General features: G+C 39.0%; 18 protein-coding genes. 14 read left to right on the top strand and 4 right to left on the bottom strand.

The window, feature by feature from the left end; translation table 11 throughout:
• Positions 1 to 32 precede the first annotated feature (32 nt).
• From FTV04_RS02140 to mnmG, 3 genes are all read right to left on the bottom strand, one after another.
• Complete coding sequence (locus tag FTV04_RS02140) at positions 33 to 359, bottom strand: hypothetical protein (protein WP_180088476.1); 327 nt, start codon at positions 357 to 359, stop codon at positions 33 to 35.
• Between the two features lie 114 nt (positions 360 to 473).
• Positions 474 to 1679 carry a 3-(3-hydroxy-phenyl)propionate transporter MhpT gene (mhpT, locus tag FTV04_RS02145; protein ID WP_180088444.1) on the bottom strand — a complete coding sequence of 402 codons (1206 nt, stop codon included), beginning with the start codon at positions 1677 to 1679 and terminating at the stop codon, positions 474 to 476.
• Between the two features lie 343 nt (positions 1680 to 2022).
• Complete coding sequence (mnmG, locus tag FTV04_RS02150) at positions 2023 to 3903, bottom strand: tRNA uridine-5-carboxymethylaminomethyl(34) synthesis enzyme MnmG (protein ID WP_180027015.1); 1881 nt, start codon at positions 3901 to 3903, stop codon at positions 2023 to 2025.
• Positions 3904 to 4156: 253 nt separating this feature from the next.
• Between mnmG and FTV04_RS02155 the strand changes: the two genes are divergently transcribed.
• The 11 genes from FTV04_RS02155 (at position 4157) to FTV04_RS02200 (ending at position 13882) form a co-directional block, all read left to right on the top strand.
• Complete coding sequence (locus FTV04_RS02155) at positions 4157 to 4507, top strand: hypothetical protein (RefSeq protein WP_078188731.1); 351 nt, start codon at positions 4157 to 4159, stop codon at positions 4505 to 4507.
• Between the two features lie 148 nt (positions 4508 to 4655).
• Positions 4656 to 5534, top strand: coding sequence for a bile acid:sodium symporter family protein (locus FTV04_RS02160; protein WP_180088446.1), 879 nt, complete (start codon positions 4656 to 4658; stop codon positions 5532 to 5534).
• A 74-nt stretch (positions 5535 to 5608) separates the two neighbouring features.
• Positions 5609 to 6496 (top strand): bile acid:sodium symporter family protein, encoded by an 888-nt coding sequence (locus FTV04_RS02165; protein WP_180088448.1) that lies wholly within the window; start codon positions 5609 to 5611, stop codon positions 6494 to 6496.
• Positions 6497 to 6622: 126 nt separating this feature from the next.
• Complete coding sequence (gene prmA, locus FTV04_RS02170; RefSeq protein ID WP_180088450.1) at positions 6623 to 7525, top strand: 50S ribosomal protein L11 methyltransferase; 903 nt, start codon at positions 6623 to 6625, stop codon at positions 7523 to 7525.
• Between the two features lie 18 nt (positions 7526 to 7543).
• Positions 7544 to 8428: a DUF3426 domain-containing protein gene (locus tag FTV04_RS02175; protein WP_180088452.1), complete on the top strand. Its 885-nt coding sequence runs from the start codon at positions 7544 to 7546 to the stop codon at positions 8426 to 8428.
• Between the two features lie 392 nt (positions 8429 to 8820).
• Positions 8821 to 9090, top strand: coding sequence for a DNA-binding transcriptional regulator Fis (gene fis, locus FTV04_RS02180; RefSeq protein ID WP_001086304.1), 270 nt, complete (start codon positions 8821 to 8823; stop codon positions 9088 to 9090).
• Positions 9091 to 9185: 95 nt separating this feature from the next.
• The gene (purH, locus tag FTV04_RS02185; RefSeq protein WP_180088454.1) at positions 9186 to 10760 is read left to right on the top strand and encodes a bifunctional phosphoribosylaminoimidazolecarboxamide formyltransferase/IMP cyclohydrolase; all 1575 of its coding nucleotides are present in this window, start codon (positions 9186 to 9188) and stop codon (positions 10758 to 10760) included.
• A 130-nt stretch (positions 10761 to 10890) separates the two neighbouring features.
• A complete protein-coding gene (purD, locus tag FTV04_RS02190) occupies positions 10891 to 12174 on the top strand; it encodes a phosphoribosylamine--glycine ligase (protein WP_180088456.1) in 1284 nt (427 codons plus the stop codon).
• A gap of 120 nt (positions 12175 to 12294) precedes the next feature.
• On the top strand, positions 12295 to 12765 hold the full coding sequence (locus FTV04_RS16720) for a DUF4238 domain-containing protein (RefSeq protein ID WP_257220936.1): 471 nt from the start codon (positions 12295 to 12297) through the stop codon (positions 12763 to 12765).
• Between the two features lie 22 nt (positions 12766 to 12787).
• Positions 12788 to 13318: a DUF4238 domain-containing protein gene (locus FTV04_RS16725; RefSeq protein ID WP_257220937.1), complete on the top strand. Its 531-nt coding sequence runs from the start codon at positions 12788 to 12790 to the stop codon at positions 13316 to 13318.
• 6 nt (positions 13319 to 13324) lie between these two features.
• Positions 13325 to 13882, top strand: a complete 558-nt coding sequence (locus FTV04_RS02200) for a GNAT family N-acetyltransferase (protein ID WP_180088458.1) — start codon at positions 13325 to 13327, stop codon at positions 13880 to 13882.
• A gap of 248 nt (positions 13883 to 14130) precedes the next feature.
• On the opposite strand, the gene FTV04_RS02205 is transcribed toward FTV04_RS02200, so the two are convergent.
• Positions 14131 to 14451, bottom strand: a complete 321-nt coding sequence (locus FTV04_RS02205) for a pyrimidine/purine nucleoside phosphorylase (protein ID WP_180088460.1) — start codon at positions 14449 to 14451, stop codon at positions 14131 to 14133.
• 655 nt (positions 14452 to 15106) lie between these two features.
• Here FTV04_RS02205 and FTV04_RS02210 point away from each other — a divergent pair.
• From FTV04_RS02210 to FTV04_RS02220, 3 genes are all read left to right on the top strand, one after another.
• Entirely contained in the window at positions 15107 to 15979 is an 873-nt protein-coding gene (locus FTV04_RS02210; RefSeq protein ID WP_180007758.1) for a MetQ/NlpA family ABC transporter substrate-binding protein, read from the top strand.
• Between the two features lie 75 nt (positions 15980 to 16054).
• The gene (locus tag FTV04_RS02215; RefSeq protein WP_168377623.1) at positions 16055 to 17080 is read left to right on the top strand and encodes a methionine ABC transporter ATP-binding protein; all 1026 of its coding nucleotides are present in this window, start codon (positions 16055 to 16057) and stop codon (positions 17078 to 17080) included.
• Positions 17077 to 17772 carry a methionine ABC transporter permease gene (locus FTV04_RS02220; RefSeq protein WP_078188742.1) on the top strand — a complete coding sequence of 232 codons (696 nt, stop codon included), beginning with the start codon at positions 17077 to 17079 and terminating at the stop codon, positions 17770 to 17772. The genes FTV04_RS02215 and FTV04_RS02220 overlap by 4 nt, the downstream gene beginning before the upstream one ends.
• The last annotated feature ends 137 nt before the right edge of the window (positions 17773 to 17909 follow it).

Genomic DNA, 17909 nt, shown 5'->3' on the forward strand with positions numbered 1-17909 from the left:
GCTTTTTTATTTTGAGATTTTTTAGCAATATTTTATGCCGTAAAGCCGACATAACGTGAATAACCTTCCACCCCTAAATCAGACTTATAAATCAGAAACTCAGGGAAGCTCGAGGCGGTAATTTCAGTAAATATATGATATTGATCATCATTGGCATGCAAGTCATCGACTGTATGCTGCATAGTTTGCTCAAATTCATCGGTAATAAACTCAAAACCAATATCCATTGCAATAAACAGCACATGCTCACATGGCTGCACATACTGCTCTTCTGACCAATCAATCACTTGCTGCTGACAATGTGGACACTGAATGTTATCTGAAGGAGAAATATCAAGTTCGATCAATTGATAAGACATAGAAGTAAATTTATTCATGAATATTAGATTTATTCTAACAAAACTTAGTTTCAGCTAAAGATATTTATTCAATAAAAAAGGAGCCGTAGCTCCTTTAAATATGACTGATTTCGATTATTTCTTGAGGGATGACTTATAGGCTGACAATGCAGCCACCGCGATAGCCGACAAAGCAATACCCGGCGCACTTGCAATTAAAATACCTGTCGTTCCTAGACCTAGCGCCAAAATCTTACCTGTGAGTAATGGACCTGTCATTGCTCCCAAACGCCCCCATGAAATCGCACTCCCCACACCTGTTACTTTCCCAGCTGGTGTATAGAAAATTGGAGAGATCCCATACAAAATAGATTGACCACCTGTAGAGAAAATCCCGCCCATGATGCCTGCTGCAATGAGTACAGGAATGGAATTTGTTGTAAACAGCACAAATAATGCTACAAACAAACCTGAATAGATAATCACTGCCATTTGCCATAATTTTAGGCGATCAAGCAAGTAGCCTAAACCGAGCGTACCAATTACTGCGCCCACTTGGAACATCAACATGATCATAAAAGCTTGTTGCTTTTCCAACCCTTGTTCTATAAGCAAGTTAGGCAACCAACTGATCAGAATATAGTTCACCATTAAGGTAAAGAAGAAACTCAACCAAAGCGGCAAGGTATATTTATAACGCTGTTCAGCAAAAAGGATTTGCCCCATCGGTGGAACCGCTTCTTTGCTTTCTGCCTGAACTTTTTCAGTACGCTTATCTTTTAAGATAATCGCCATGAATGGAATTAGAATTAAAGGCGTTAAACCACCAATTAAAAACAGTGTATGCCAAGAGATATCTTTAAAAATAATACCCAAGCCAGCAACAAAGATTGCACCTACAGGTAAGCCGCAGTACATCAAACTATTTAAGCGTCCACGGTTAGCATCCGTCGCTTCATCACCCACCACCGAGATCATCGTTGGCATCGCAGCGCCCAAACCTAAACCTGTAAAGAATCGTGCGATATATAAAATTTCAATACTTGGTGCAACTGCCGTGATAGACATAAATACACCGAAGATAAAAATCGACAACATTAGGACTTTCTTCTGCCCCAAATAGTCAGCGACACGCCCCCCAAAGAACGCGCCAAATAACATACCAAATACACCCAAGCTAAACACATAGCCCATTTGCACCTGATCTAAGGAAAATGTCGCTGCGATTCCTTTTGCTGCGATACCGGGTGCTTGTAGGTCAAAACCTTCAAAAAATGCCACCCAGAAACACAAAAATACTGTTAGAATTTTTTGCATTTTTCCCGATTGTTGATTTGCCATAATCGAACTCCATTCATGTAGCGTAAACCCACTTGTACGCCATGCCCTGAAGTTTCGGCTTTATTGGGTAGAATAAATACCACTACAAAGGTCGGAATTCACACGACCAAAAGCCCACCATTAAGACCTAAAACTTTGTATATCAATAGTTTTTAGATCTTATTTTTTGTATTTATAATTAATTATCAATCACTTAGGTTTATGAAAGATTTTAATAATCAAACCATAGCTAAAACTAATGATGATCAAAATATTCATTTAATCCGATCAAATAGCAACAGCCAATAATTTATTGGCAATAAAAAACCCGCAACTGAGCGGGTTTTTTATTTAACTCAAAATCTTATGCAGATTTTTTCGCTTGGTTATTCTTACGAATCGTAATCATCACCAATTGAACAGCCGCAGGTGTTACACCTGGAATACGACTTGCTTGTGCCAATGTTTCAGGCAATACATTTTTCAGCTTCATGGTGATTTCACGTGAAAGACCAGAAACTACATCATAATCAAAATCAGCTGGAATACGCGTATCTTCCAAACGCTTCATTTGCGCAACGTCTTCTTGCTGACGGTTAATATAACCTGCATATTTCACAGCAATTTCAATTTGCTCACCCACAAATGCTGAAACTTCAGAACCCGTCAATTCAGCAATTTGCGCAAAGTTGATATTTGGACGTTTGAGCAAATCAATTGCATTGGTTTCTTTTGACAGGTCATCGCCAGTCATTTCAACGAATTTTTTGCCTAGTGGATTGTTTGGCGCTGCCCAAAGGTGTTGTAAACGACCTTTTTCAGTTTCTACAGCTTCCATTTTTTGGCAGAACGAATCCCAACGCGCATCATCCACCAGACCCATTTCACGGCCAATCGCAGTTAAACGCTGATCCGCATTATCTTCACGTAACATCAAACGGTATTCCGCACGCGAAGTAAACATACGGTACGGTTCTTTAGTACCCAAAGTAATCAAGTCATCAACCAATACCCCCATGTACGCTTCATCACGTTTTGGTGTCCATTGCTCTTGATCCCATGCACGACGTGCTGCGTTTAAGCCTGCAAGCAAACCTTGCGCACCCGCTTCTTCATAACCTGTTGTACCATTAATTTGACCTGCAAAATACAGATTATTAATCGATTTGGTTTCTAAAGAGAATTTCAATGATTGTGGGTTGAAATAGTCGTACTCAATCGCATAACCTGGACGCAAAATGTGCGCATTTTCCATACCACGAATCGAGCGAACCAATTCAAACTGAACATCGAATGGTAAAGAAGTTGAAATACCGTTTGGATAAAGCTCATGTGTGTCCAAACCTTCAGGTTCCAAGAACACTTGATGCGAATCTTTATCGGCAAATTTATGAATCTTATCTTCAATCGATGGGCAGTAACGTGGACCCACACCTTCAATCACACCGGTATACATTGGTGAACGGTCTAAGCCACCACGAATGATATCGTGAGTTTTCTCATTGGTATGTGTGATATAGCAATTGATTTGCTCAGGATGCATCGACGCATCACCCATGAACGACATAGTCGGAGATGGGAAATCACCCGGCTGTGGCGTCATCACTGAGAAATCAACTGATCGTGCATCGATACGTGGTGGTGTACCAGTTTTTAAACGACCTACAGGTAAGTTCAATTCACGAAGGCGCGCAGCCAATGAAATTGAAGGAGGATCGCCCGCACGACCGCCTGAAGCATTATTTAGACCTACGTGGATCACACCACCCAAGAATGTACCTGTAGTCAATACAACAGTTTTTGCATCAAAGCGAATACCCATCTGAGTAACCACACCTTTTACAGTGTCGCCCTCAACAATAAGGTCATCAGCGGCTTGTTGGAAAATATCCAAATTCGCCTGGTTTTCTAAAGTATGACGAATCGCAGCTTTAAAACGTACACGGTCAGCCTGTGCGCGAGTCGCACGAACAGCCGCACCTTTACGTGAGTTTAAAATACGGAATTGAATACCACCTTTGTCGGCAGCCAATGCCATTGCACCGCCAAGCGCATCAATTTCACGTACTAAATGTGATTTACCAATACCACCAATGGCTGGGTTACAGCTCATCTGCCCTAAAGTCTCAATATTATGAGTTAAGAGTAAAGTCTGTCGACCCATACGTGCCGCAGCAAGAGCTGCCTCAGTACCCGCGTGACCGCCGCCGATAACAATGACATCGTAAACTTTAGGATAATGCATAGTGGTAAAGGAGATTAAAAAAGGATGACGGAAGATTATAGCAAAAATTCACCGATAAGTTGACTGATTAACTCGATTTTATTGTTATTGGCTACTGTTTTATGCCTATATATTTCTTTATGAACATACATACTTTGCATATTCCACATAAAAATATACATTTCTCAAGCAAATGTTACTCGAAGATTGTTGTTTTATTCTGATGATTTTTTATTCTGTTATAGATCCCATGAGAATCATAAGGACCATAAGCATGAATAAGAATATTTTGCTATCCACGGTTTTATGCGGTTTATGTTTATCACCACTTGCTGCCTCAGCCAATGATAAAGTTGAGAAAGTGTATGATGCACAGCGATATCAACAAGTCTGTAAAGGTAAAAGCCAAGGCGCTCAAGTTTCATTTGCCTATCGCGGTATTATCTGGAATGGTACTTGCGAACCACAATTTTTTAGTTCTTCCAAAAATGCAAATCTTCATGGCGAAGAAGCCGAATTATTAAGCACATGTAGTGCAGATGCAAAAGCCACTACTGCAACGATTAATGGACAAGAAATTAAAGGAAAATGTGCTTTAGGGTTCACTCCTCCTCGTCCTAAATAAACAGTTGTCGATAAAAATATCGACCAATTAACAGATCAAAAATAAAGCGGGTAAAACATCAGTTTTTACTCGCTTTTATTTATTGCTTATTTATTAAACTGAGATAAACTCAAAAAATACTATAAGGATAAAAATATCAGGAAATTCCATGGATTCGGGATTATTTGCATTTTTTCTACCCATTGCTTTAGCCATTATGATGATGGGTTTGGGGCTTGAACTTTCAGTCAAAGACTTTTTACGCGTTGGACGCTATCCAAAAGTCATTTTCATCGCTTTATTTACTCAACTAATTCTACTGACCAGTATTGCGTTTTTCCTGTGTAAGTTGCTGGAGTTACCCCCTTTACTCGCAGTCGGGCTCATGTTACTTGCGGCTTCACCCGGTGGCCCAACAGCAAACCTTTTTAGCTACCTATATAAAGGTGACGTTGCATTAAACATTAGCTTAACGGCCATTAACTCAGTTGTATCGTTCTTTACGCTGCCTTTTATCGTCAATCTATCCATTTTGCATTTTGTTGGTGAAAGTACCAGCATTGGTATGCCTATCGATAAGATCACCCATGTATTTCTGATTATTTTGATACCGGTATGTTTCGGTATGTTTATTCGTAACTCCTTTCCGACCATTGCATATCACATCAACAAGCCGATGCGATTGTTGTCTATTTTCTTATTAATTCTTATCTTTACACTCGCAGTTTTGCGTGAACAATCCAACATCATTACGTATTTTGCCAGCGTCGGCATTGCGACCTGTTTACTCTGTTTCAGTGGCTTATTTTTGGGTTACCTAATTCCGTTCCTCGCAGGTGTGCCGGAAAAGCAGGCGCGTGCGTGTACCTTTGAGATTGGCATTCATAACACCAGTATCGCCCTAACCATCGCACTGAGTGTGCTTGAAAACACCACAGTGGCGATACCTGCCGGTGTTTATTCTATTTTTATGTATTTATTGGCGACCTTATTTGGTTTTATTTTGACGCGCCGTGGCAGTCATCTGATCCAACAAGTGAAAACCTAAACTATTTTTCAAACGTAATCACCATAAGGACTTTGGTGAAAAACCATTAAATATGCTCAAGGAGAATAAATAATATGGATTCTGAAATTATTACGGTTCTTTTGCCATTAGCACTGGCCTTTATTATGATCGGGCTTGGGCTAGAACTTACCCCCAAAGATTTCGCACGTGTCACCAAGCACCCTAAAGCCGTGTTGATCGCATTATTTTGCCAGCTCGTGTTGCTTGTCGGTATCGCCTTTCTACTATGTAAACTGCTAGCATTACCACCACTGCTTGCTGTCGGCTTGATGCTACTTGCAGCCTCACCTGGTGGTAGTACAGCGAACTTATTTAGCTATCTATTTAAAGGTGACTTGGCTTTAAATATTACCCTGACCGCCATCAACTCAGTCATTGCAGCATTAACCCTTCCATTGATCGTGAATTTTTCGATCATGCACTTCATGCAAGAAGGGCAACAAATCAGTCTGCAGTTTGGAAAAATCCTCCAAGTTTTCGGCATCATTATCATCCCCGTCTGTATAGGCATGCTGCTTCGTCACTATGCACCTAAACTGACTGAGAAACTGCATAAACCACTCCGCATCTTTGCTGTGGTCTTTCTCATCTTAATTATTATCGGTGCTATTTACTCTGAACGACATAATATTGCGGCTTATCTAACCCAAGTTGGCTTAGCTACGGTTCTATTCTGTATTTTCAGCTTATGTATCGGTTATTTTGTTCCAAGACTGTTCGGCATCAATAGTGCTCAGGCACGTGCTTGTGCATTTGAAATCGGTATTCATAACAGTACGTTAGCCATGACCATCGCCTTAACGGTGATGGCAAGCTCTGCTGTAGCAATGCCTGCGGCGGTATATTCAATCTTTATGTACATCTTTGCCGCTGTATTTGGCTTCCTAATTACGCGTTTTGCACCAATCCCGACAACTACAACCGAAACAATTAAAAGTTAAGTCATTGAAAAATTAAAAGGATGCTACGTGCATCCTTTTATTTTTTGTCAATTTTGATAATCGCTAGCTGCAAGTTGCCGAGTTCCGTTACAATAGCTTTTTATAAAACTCATTTAGGTTATGTCCGTGAAGTGGTTACAAATTCATATTACTGTTGAAAAAGCTCAAGTTGATTACACTGAAACGCTGCTCAGTTCTTTAGGTGCAGTCAGTGTCACGCTAGATGATGCAGAAAATCAGGATTTACTTGAACCACTTCCAGGTGAAACACCACTTTGGAATAAAGTGATCGTTACTGGTATCTATGCACAAGAAGATGATGAAGAAATTGATGTTGCTGCATTAGAAACATTTATTAAAGCTCAACTTCCTGAAGCACCAATGCGTAGCGAATTCATTGAAGACCAAGAATGGGAACGCACATGGATGGATGCTTACGAGCCTATTCAAATTGGTGAAAAATACTGGATCGTCCCTGAATGGATGGAAGCGCCAGTAGCAGACGCCGTAAACATCAAACTAGACCCAGGTCTTGCTTTTGGTACTGGTAACCATGCATCAACATTCTTATGCCTACAATGGTTAGGTAAAGTTGACCTTAAAGATAAAATCGTAATCGACTACGGTTGTGGTTCTGGTATTTTAGGTGTTGCAGCTTTACTTTTGGGTGCCAAAAAAGTTTATGCCACTGATATTGACCCACAAGCGGTTTTAGCAACACAACAAAATGCCGAATTGAATGGTGTATTGGAAAATCTGTATGTAGGCCTACCTGAAGAGTTCAACCAAGAGCTCGCTGGACAAAAAGCCGATGTGTTTGTTGCCAATATTCTTGCAGGCCCTCTAATGGCCTTGGCTGCAGAATTCTCAACTTTAATTAAATCTGAGGGAGAGTTCGCACTTGCAGGTGTAATTGAAGAGCAAGTTTCTGATGTTTCTAGTGTTTATTCTGATTTTTTTGATATATTAGACGTAGAAAAACGTGACGAAACATGGTGCCGAATTTCGGGTAAACGCCAACAGTATTAAAATTTAAAATGTGTACTTATGAGCGACAAATTAACTAACTGCCCTACTTGTTTTACAACATATAAAGTAACTGTTCCGCAGCTTACTGTCGCTCAGGGCATGGTTTGTTGCCCAAAGTGCTCTACATCTTTTAATGCTCTGTCTCATTTGGTGGTAGATATAGCGTTGTCTTTTTCTACCCCTGAGCAAGAAAATGCGCCGCAAAAAAACACCAATACTATTATTAATGTCAGCGAATTTAATAATACGCTTACGCCAGTGACTGTTGAAGAAACACCAACCCACCATTTATTAAAACTATTTGATCAAAAAGTCGAAAACTCTAATATCGATCTAAAAACTTATTTAAATAACTTAAATTATTTCAGCACCGAACCGATCGGCAACCTTCCTGCTGTAAATTGGGCAGAACAGGCTGAAAAGGATAAAAAACGTACACCACTCAACTATTTTATGTGGTTCTGTATTAATGCCTTCTTATTTGGTGCACTTATATTCCAGTTTTTCTGGTTCAATCCACAATATTTAAAAAACAGCCCAGTAATGGGTGCAGCATTTACTGCGGTCTGTGATGTATTCAATTGTTCACGTCTTGAGGAGCACTACAGTTTAATTAGCACCAAAAAAGTTAAAATTCGTAGCATTGGAAATAATGAAACACGTTTTACTGGTGAAATGATCAATTTTCATGACCGTAGCCTTGCCTTACCCAATATGAAAATTTCACTAAAAGAAAATGGTGCTGAAATAGCAAACTATACGCTTTTACCTGAAGAGTATTTGGATAAAAGTCTGCATGGCATCCAACGGATCCCAAAAAGTAGTCCTTTTAAATTCCAATTTAGCTTGCCTATTGCACGCAAAAGCTTCGATAATTATTCAATTGAGTTGATTCGCCCCTAATATTGGAAAAAACTATTAAAAAACTAAAAAAAACATAAAAAAAATGCAGTTTTCTTGCTCACTTTTTCCTAGACAATGGTATGATACGCGCCACGAAAGCTTTGTGCTGCAAACTCCTCGCTAATTTTTCACAACAAATACAATCCCAACCGTGCGCTTTAATATTTATTGCGTATTGAGTAGATTTTTTGTTTGTTTTTTAGGCTGTAACAATTATTAATCTATTGTTACGCTTATTTTTCGAACAATTTTGCGAGTTGTGTCAAGCTACAAGTAATGTACAAGTTTTAGAACTCCGCATTAGGAACTAAAACGGAGTTCATTCAAGTTTATAGACCACTTTTAACAAATCACTTTACCCAAGTGATATTTGATTTTTCGGATTAATTCGCATGAATAGCAAATCTCCTATTTTTACTGCACAATCTGATGTCGCTCTTCGTATTCACGTAGATCGCGCAGTTCGCCATTACTTTGCACAATTGCAAGGCGAGCAACCATCTCAGGTATACGATATGGTGCTGGCGGAAATGGAGAAGCCTCTTCTATCTGTAGTTCTTGAATATACACGTGGTAATCAAACCCGTGCTGCTGAGATTCTCGGCTTAAACCGTGGTACTTTACGTAAAAAGTTGAAAGCTCACGGTTTAATGAGTGAATAAATGATAAAATGCTTGCGGCTTCCGCAGGCATTTTTTTTAACCTGCATTTTGCTAATTTTGTTTTAATCTGTTCCTTGAAAACTGTGACGAAGATCATGACTATTAAACGCGCTTTAATCTCTGTGTCTGACAAGACTGGAATTGTTGAATTTGCACAAGAACTTGCTGCTCTAGGGGTAGAAATTTTATCTACTGGCGGAACATACAAATTGTTGAAAGACAATAATGTTGCCGTAGTTGAAGTTTCAGAGCACACAGGTTTCCCAGAGATGATGGACGGCCGTGTAAAAACGCTACATCCGAAAATTCATGGTGGTATCTTAGCTCGTCGCGGTCTAGACGAAGCTGTGATGGCTGAACACAACATCGATGCAATCGATCTTGTAGTTGTTAACCTTTATCCGTTTGCTGCAACTGTTGCAAAACCAAACTGCTCACTTGCTGATGCGATTGAAAACATCGACATCGGTGGTCCGACTATGGTTCGTGCTGCTGCGAAAAACCATGCATCTGTAGGTATCGTAGTAAATGCATCTGACTATGGAACTGTTGTTGAAGAGTTAAAAGCTGAAGGTTCACTTTCACATGCAACTCGTTTTGACCTTGCGGTTAAAGCATTTGAACATACTGCACAGTATGACGGCATGATTGCATCTTACTTAGGCGCTCGCGTAGGTAAGGAAGAAGGTCAAGCAGATAAATTTGCGCGTACTTTCAATACTCAATTGAACAAAGTTCAAGACTTACGTTACGGTGAAAACCCGCATCAATCTGCTGCTTTCTATGTAGAAGACACAGCAACTGAAGCATCTGTTTCTACTGCGAAACAACTTCAAGGTAAAGAATTATCTTATAACAACATCGCAGACACTGACGCAGCACTTGAATGTGTAAAATCATTTGCTAAGCCTGCATGTGTCATCGTAAAACACGCAAACCCATGTGGTGTAGCAGTATCTTTAGACGGCATCCAAGCGGCTTATGACCTTGCTTATGCAACTGACCCTGAATCTGCATTCGGCGGCATCATTGCATTTAACCGCGAATTAGATGTTGCAACTGCGCAAGCCATTGTAGACCGTCAGTTCGTTGAAGTGATCATTGCTCCTAGCGTTGCCGAAGGTGTGTTAGAAGTGACTGGCGCGAAGAAAAACGTACGTGTACTCGTATGTGGCGAACTTCCTGCAATCACTGAACGTAAAGCACAGTTAGATTACAAACGTGTAAATGGCGGTTTGTTGGTTCAAGACCAAGACTTAGGCATGATCACAAAAGATGACCTTAAAGTTGTGACTAAACGTGCGCCAACTGAAGCAGAAATTGATGACTTGATCTTTGCTTGGAAAGTTGCGAAATACGTTAAGTCTAACGCTATTGTTTATGCAAAAGGTCGTCAAACCATTGGTGTTGGCGCAGGTCAAATGAGCCGCGTTAACTCTGCTCGTATTGCTGCAATTAAAGCTGAACATGCTGGTTTAGTGGTTGAGGGTGCGGTAATGGCATCTGACGCATTCTTCCCATTCCGTGATGGCATTGATAACGCTGCAAAAGCGGGCATCAAATGCATTATCCAACCGGGTGGTTCTATGCGTGATGACGAAACGATTGCTGCAGCTGATGAAGCTGGTATTGCAATGGTCTTCACTGGCATGCGTCACTTCCGCCACTAAGCACAGTGCTTAGAATGTAATGACAAAGTCATACATGTGGTTTAAAACAGATTTCTAATCTTGCATAAAGTCCTCTCCTATTTTTAGGCTGAGGACTTTATGTCATTTTCGATTCATGGAGTATGAACCGATGAATATTTTAGTTTTGGGTAATGGCGGTCGTGAACATGCATTAGCATGGAAAATCGCACAAGATGACAAAGTCGCAAAAGTATTTGTAGCACCAGGTAATGCGGGTTCTGCAACTGAAAATAAATGCGAAAATGTTGCACTTAACATTTTAGACAATGCTGCAATTATCGACTTTGCAAAAAACAATGCCGTTGATTTAATCGTAGTTGGCCCTGAAGCACCACTAGTCAATGGTGTGGTGGATGCTTGCCGTGAAGCAGGTGTAAAAATTTGGGGTCCAACTCAATTTGCAGCGCAGCTTGAAGGCTCTAAAGCATTTGCTAAGCATTTCTTAAAACGTCACAACATTCCAACTGCTTTCTATGATGTATTCACAGAAGTAGATGCGGCTAAAGCATTTGTAGAAAAAAATGGTGCGCCGATTGTAATCAAGGCTGACGGTCTTGCAGCAGGTAAAGGCGTAATCGTTGCGATGACCAATCAAGAAGCATTTGATGCGATTGATGACATGCTGGCTGGCAACAAATTTGGCGATGCTGGCTCACGTGTAGTGATCGAAGAATTCTTGGCAGGTGAAGAAGCATCTTTCATTTGTATGATTGATGGCGACAACATTTTGCCAATGGCGACTTCGCAAGATCACAAACGTATTTTTGAAGGCGACCAAGGTCCGAACACGGGCGGTATGGGTGCATACTCTCCTGCTCCTGTTGTGACTGCTGACGTATTTGAAAAAACCATGAATGAAGTGATGCGTCCTACCGTTGAAGGTATGAAAAAAGACGGTCACGTTTATACAGGTTTCTTATACGCAGGCTTGATGATTGATGAACAAGGTCAACCGAAAGTGATCGAGTTCAACTGTCGTTTTGGCGACCCTGAAACTCAGCCAATTATGATGCGTTTAAAATCATCTTTAGTTGACCTAGTTGAAGCAGGTATTGCGGGTAACTTACCTGCGGAAGCTGAATGGGATGTGCGTAAGACTGTAGGTATCGTACTTGCATCTAAGGGCTACCCTGAAACTTCTAGCAATGGTGATGTGATTTCTGGTTTAGACACTGAAATGGCTGATGCGAAAGTATTCCATGCTGGTACTAAAGCACTTGAGAATGGTGACATTGTAACTGCTGGCGGCCGTGTTCTTTGTGTGACTGCGCTAGGTGATACGATTGGTGAAGCGCAAGCAAAAGCGCTCGAGCTTTGCCAAAAAGTGACTTTTGATGGTGTTCAATACCGTAAAGATATTGGTTACCGTGCGATTGCACGTGAAAATGCTTAATTAGTTTTAAGTACAAAAAACCCCGCTGAGTGCGGGTTTTTTTTTATTTAATTAAAAGTTATTTCTACAAAATCTTGATAACGTATAAGATACTTTGCATTACACCCAATAAAAACTTATATGCCGACAACAAACCAATGGGAATTCACACCCAAGCAATTGCAAATAAAGAGAGAAAATCATTATGTATGGGCTAATTACCTAAAAAATTGGTCTACTAATAATTCAGATGTTTGGTATACAACCAAAAAATTTAAAATAGCTTGTGATAGTGTCAAAGCAATTGCAAAGGAGAAAGATTTATATCAAGCTAGACATCTTAGCAATGAACAATTGCAGTTTATTTTACAGTTATCAGCTCAATCACCAGAAGCATTACAAAAAATCCATAAGTCATTTTTAGATCCATTTATACAAATTTTAGAAATAGAAAAATTTTACTTATCATCAATTACAGACAATAAACAGATTAAAGCTCATATTGAAGCAATTAAAAGCAATACTTTAGAGAACATACATACAGCTATAGAAAATAATGTAAATAAAATTTTAGAAGAATTACAAAAAAAAGAATTTAAAAATTTTAGATGAACTAGAAAACATGATTAATTTTATGAATTTTTTTGGTCATCAAATCGCTAGAACAGCCCCTTTTCGGAATAAAATATTAGCCACTCAAACCAATTCAACCGTGCAAACAATCTATAAAGATTCTTGGTGGTTTATAAGCTATATGTTTGGTATGAATATCGGAGTAGATTTTTTCAAAACTCGTAAAATTGATAAACATTGTTTGCTGATCAACATCTCTGATGAAGACTTTATAACCTCGGATCATCCAATCATTAATGTCCATCCAAACATAAATGAAAATGATTTAAATGCTCCTTCTAGCGAAGAAGCAGACTTTTTTTACCCAATTTCGCCCAGAATAGCCTATATGATTAATAAGTCTGATTTATTCCCAAGTGGTATAAGCCATGTATCTATCGATTTTGTTAAAGCCATGAATAGAAAATTAGCTATCCACTCAGATCAATACATCATTAGTACTACTGAAACTCAATTAAGGCCTTATAAAAAATTTGTTGGTCAAAGGCTCAAAATCATCAAAGAAAGTCATGAATCTTTCAACAATATCTGAATTTACATGACTATCCAACTTCAAACCCCTCGCCTTATCCTCAGCCAATGGCAAGACTCCGACACTGCTCCATTCATCCACATGTGTGCAGATGATGAGGTCATGCGTTATTTCCTCAAAAAGCTCAATGCTGAGGAAGCCACTGCATTTCTGCAACGCTTAAAAGATGCTATCGAAACACGTGGTTGGGGCTTATACGCTGTAGAGCTAAAAGCCACAGGTGAATTTATTGGCTTTATCGGTTTACACATATACCCGTCCGAATTTGAAATAGCCGATGCCCCTGAAATTGGTTGGCGCTTACTGCCGCAATATTGGCATCAAGGTTATGCCACCGAAGGTGCAAAAGCTGTACTTAAACATGCTTTTCGAAACTTAAGATTAGATAAAGTTATTTCCTTTACAGCAAGTTTGAACACACCATCAGAACATGTCATGCAACGCATTGGTATGCATAAAGTACGCGAGTTTAATCATCCGCTTGTACCAGCAGAACACCCATTAAACCGTCATGTGCTGTATGAAATACAGCGTAGTGATTATTTGCACATCCCCTTTTGCTAATTCAATAATTATTCACGGCAAAACTAAAGTACATTAACTCTGCCAAACAGTGGCTATAGATGATGTTAAAAAGCTTAATTTTAGTCACCGCAGGATTTCGTATAAGACAGCAAAATCATTCATGTAATCATATAAAAAACCCCGCTAAATGCGGGGGTTTAAACTCTAAACAGATCAATTACTATGGCTTTGGAAGTAAAAATCATAAGTTGGAAAGCTGAAGCAACTGCAAACCTGTCTAAGCATGCTTAATCAAAATGGCATACATAATCAACGACATCAGTACATTGCACTTTAAAAATAGAATCTTGTGGAACAATAAAGCTTTCGCCAGACGTATATTGAACAAACTCGCCCTGCTCGCCAATTTGCACAACACACTGCCTCGATGTGATTTCAACACGTTCTTTCACATGCGCCTCAAACGTCATGGGTTGCTCTGATGGCAAAAATACACCGATGGTTTTTTGACTACCATCTTCCATTTTTAAAACATGGCTCACTGATCTACCGCCATAATGAACCGTAGGCTTTTTTACAAATGAGACGAAATCAAACTGATTTAACATAGCGTGCCGCACATAGCAATTTATTATGATCAATTATTAAGCAGTTTATATTAAACAATATAGCGGATTCAATCTTCCTCAGATTTAGATCTAAGATTTTGAAAACCATGAATCAGAGTTGAACTTCAAATATATCAATAAAGATTTCAATGCAGATTAGATTGAAGCTCTCCGTTATTTTCACATATGAATGTTACAAATTTTGTGAATGACAGGACTTATTTCATTTTTATCATATTTTCAGCAATACATTTTAAAATTTGTTATATAGACCTAAACTTATACAAATGACGTACTTAAATAGTTTAATTATAAATAATATATTGTTTTTACTTATTAAATTATTTAATTAAACATATTCCATTTACATTTTTGCTGCTAAGCATAACTTTTTAAATCACTATATTGAATAATAAAAAATTGATATGATGCCTAGCGAAATATAGAGATTTACTTTATTAAATCTTTTGTTTACAGCAGCTTGCAATGGCTATCTTTTCCCATTTGGAAATAGACTCAGATCTAATTGTATAAGTCTGTGTAGCATTTTAAATTATTAAGCATCTATCAGCCTGTCTGATAAAAGACTTAAGTAAATCTCTCCATAATATGATTTGTGAATTTATTAATTTTATAAATTTACTCGGGTGAATATATGAAAAAGCTCCTAGGATTAGTTCTCGGTTTATCTGTTGGCCTTTCAGGCTGTGGTAAACAAGAAGCTCCTGCAACTGACGCCGCACAACAAAAAGACACTGCAGAAGTGCAAACCGTTACCATGGCTTCGACTGGTTCAGATGCTGATATTTGGCGCTATATTGCTACGCTTCCTGAAACTAAAGAAGCTGGCATTAAACTTGAAGTGAAAAACTTTACTGACTATGTGTCTATGAACACTGCTGTAGCGAACAAAGAAATTGATGTTAATGCATTCCAGTCATATGCCTATATGGTTGCGTTTAACGACAACAATAAAGATAAAATTGCACCGCTTTCGACAACTTATTTAGAACCAATGGGTATCTATTCAAGCAAAGTTAAAAAACTTGAGGAGTTTAAAACAGGTGCAACCATTGCGATTCCAAATGATGGCGCAAACGAATCACGTGCATTATTACTGCTTCAATCTGCTGGCTTAATCAAACTTAAAGCTGATTTTGACGATGTAAAAGGCACACCTGCTGACGTAACTGAAAATGCGAAGAAAATCGTAATCAAGCCAATCCAAATGGCGACTGCGGTTCGTGTTAAAGACGAAGTTGATGCGATTGTTTTGGGTAATACCCTTGCAATGGAAGGTGGTTTAAACGTACTGAAAGATGCGGTTTACTATGAGCCAATCGATCAAAGTACAAAAATGAACGTGAATATTCTTGCTGTTGCTGCTGACCGTCAAAATGACCCAGTTCTACAAAAAGTGGGCGCGCTTTACCACACTCCAGCAGTTAAAGCTTACATCGATGAACATTTTGGTGGTACTAAAATTGATGTAAACAAACCAACTAGCTACCTCACTGAAGCAAAATAGTAATATAATTTCTTCAAATAAACAGGCAAAGTTTACTTTGCCTGTTTTTTCATTTTTGAACCCTTTTTTGACGCTATGATCCAATTTAAAAATATCTCCAAGCATTTTGAGCTAAAAGGCCAAACCGTTACAGCACTGGATCAGATTAATCTGGACATTCCAGATGGCTGTATTTTCGGTTTAATTGGCTACAGTGGTGCAGGCAAAAGTACCTTAATCCGTTTAATTAATTTGCTAGAACGTCCGAGTGAAGGGCAAATTATTATTCATGATAAAGACTTTACTGCTTTAAATTCGGCAGAGCTGCGTCAAGAAAGAACCAATATTGGCATGATCTTCCAGCACTTCAATTTACTGCAAACCAAAACAGTTGCAGAAAATATTGAAATGCCGCTTAAACTTTTAGGTGTGTCTAAAGCTGAACGCCAAAAACGTTTAGAAGAGTTGCTCGAATTTATTGACTTAAAACATAAGAAAAATGCTTATCCAGATGAGCTCTCTGGTGGTCAAAAACAACGTGTCGGGATTGCCCGTGCGCTTGCCAATCATCCTAAAATTTTACTGTGTGATGAAGCAACATCTGCTCTCGATCCGCAAACCACCAAATCGGTATTGGCGTTATTAAAGAAAATCAATCAAGAACAAGGCATTACCATTGTCATGGTCACCCATGAAATGGATGTGATTGAATCCGTTTGTGATTATGTTGCGGTAATGGAACAAGGGAAAGTCATCGAACATGGCTCAACTTTAGAGATTTTTAGTCAGCCAAAACACAATACAACGAAAAACTTTATTCAAACTGTATTACAGCAACAGCTCCCTGTTAATATTTTAAATAATTTAGAAAATCAAAATCATAACAGTATTTATTGTTTAAAATTCCTCGGCAGTTCGGCACAAGAAACTGTGATTCAGGCGGTAATTAAACAGTTTGATATTAGCCTGAATATTTTGTTTGCCAATATGACTGAAATTAATGGTGCGGTGATTGGACAAATGTTCGTTCAGCTATTAGGTGATACAGCATTGATTCAACAAGCGGTGGCGTTCTTAGAACAACATGGTGTTGAAGTAACTCAAGCAGGAGTTCAGCAATGAGAGATTTAATTGTTCAATGGCTGACTCAAATTACAGCACCCTTTTGGAAAAGTTCTTTGTCTATGGATCAGTTCGTCACTGCCCTACAAGAAACTTTTCACATGGTGTTCTTTGCCATGCTCTTCGGCTGTATTTGGGGTTTTATCCAGGCCGTGATCTTATATGTCTCACGTCCACAAGGCATTTTGCCTAACCGTGTCATCTACCATGGTTTGAACCCGATAGTGAATGCGCTGCGTTCATTGCCATTTATTATCCTCTTGATTGCGGTCATTCCTTTGACCAAAGTCATTGTAGGGACATCAATTGGGACTTGGGCTGCGATTGTTCCGCTCACAATCTATGTTGGTCCTTACATTGGTCGTCTGATTGAAACATCGTTGCTCGAAGTAAATGACGGCATTATTGAGTCTGCTCAAGCAATGGGTGCATCTCCGCTGCAAATCATAACTAAATTTGTACTACCAGAGTCTCGTAGCTCTTTAATTTTGAACTTAACAACTGCAACCATTAGCTTAATTGGCGCAACAGCGATGGCAGGTGCAGTAGGTGCAGGCGGTATCGGTGACCTTGCCATTTCTTATGGTTATCAACGTTTTGATAGTAGCGTGGTCATCATGACCGTCATTGTCTTGTTGATTTTGGTACAAATTGTTCAAAGTCTGGGGGACTGGTTATCGAAACTGCGCTAAGCCTGCATAATTCATATATTTAAGCTCTCCTCGGAGGGCTTTTTAGTTTCTTAGATTCTAAAATTTAGTTTTTAATGCCGCAATTAAACCAAAATTTTTTTTAGTTTTAAATTATTTTGACGGCAAATTAGCAACAC

Source organism: Acinetobacter sp. YH12219, assembly GCF_013417875.1.
Classification (GTDB): domain Bacteria; phylum Pseudomonadota; class Gammaproteobacteria; order Pseudomonadales; family Moraxellaceae; genus Acinetobacter; species Acinetobacter amyesii.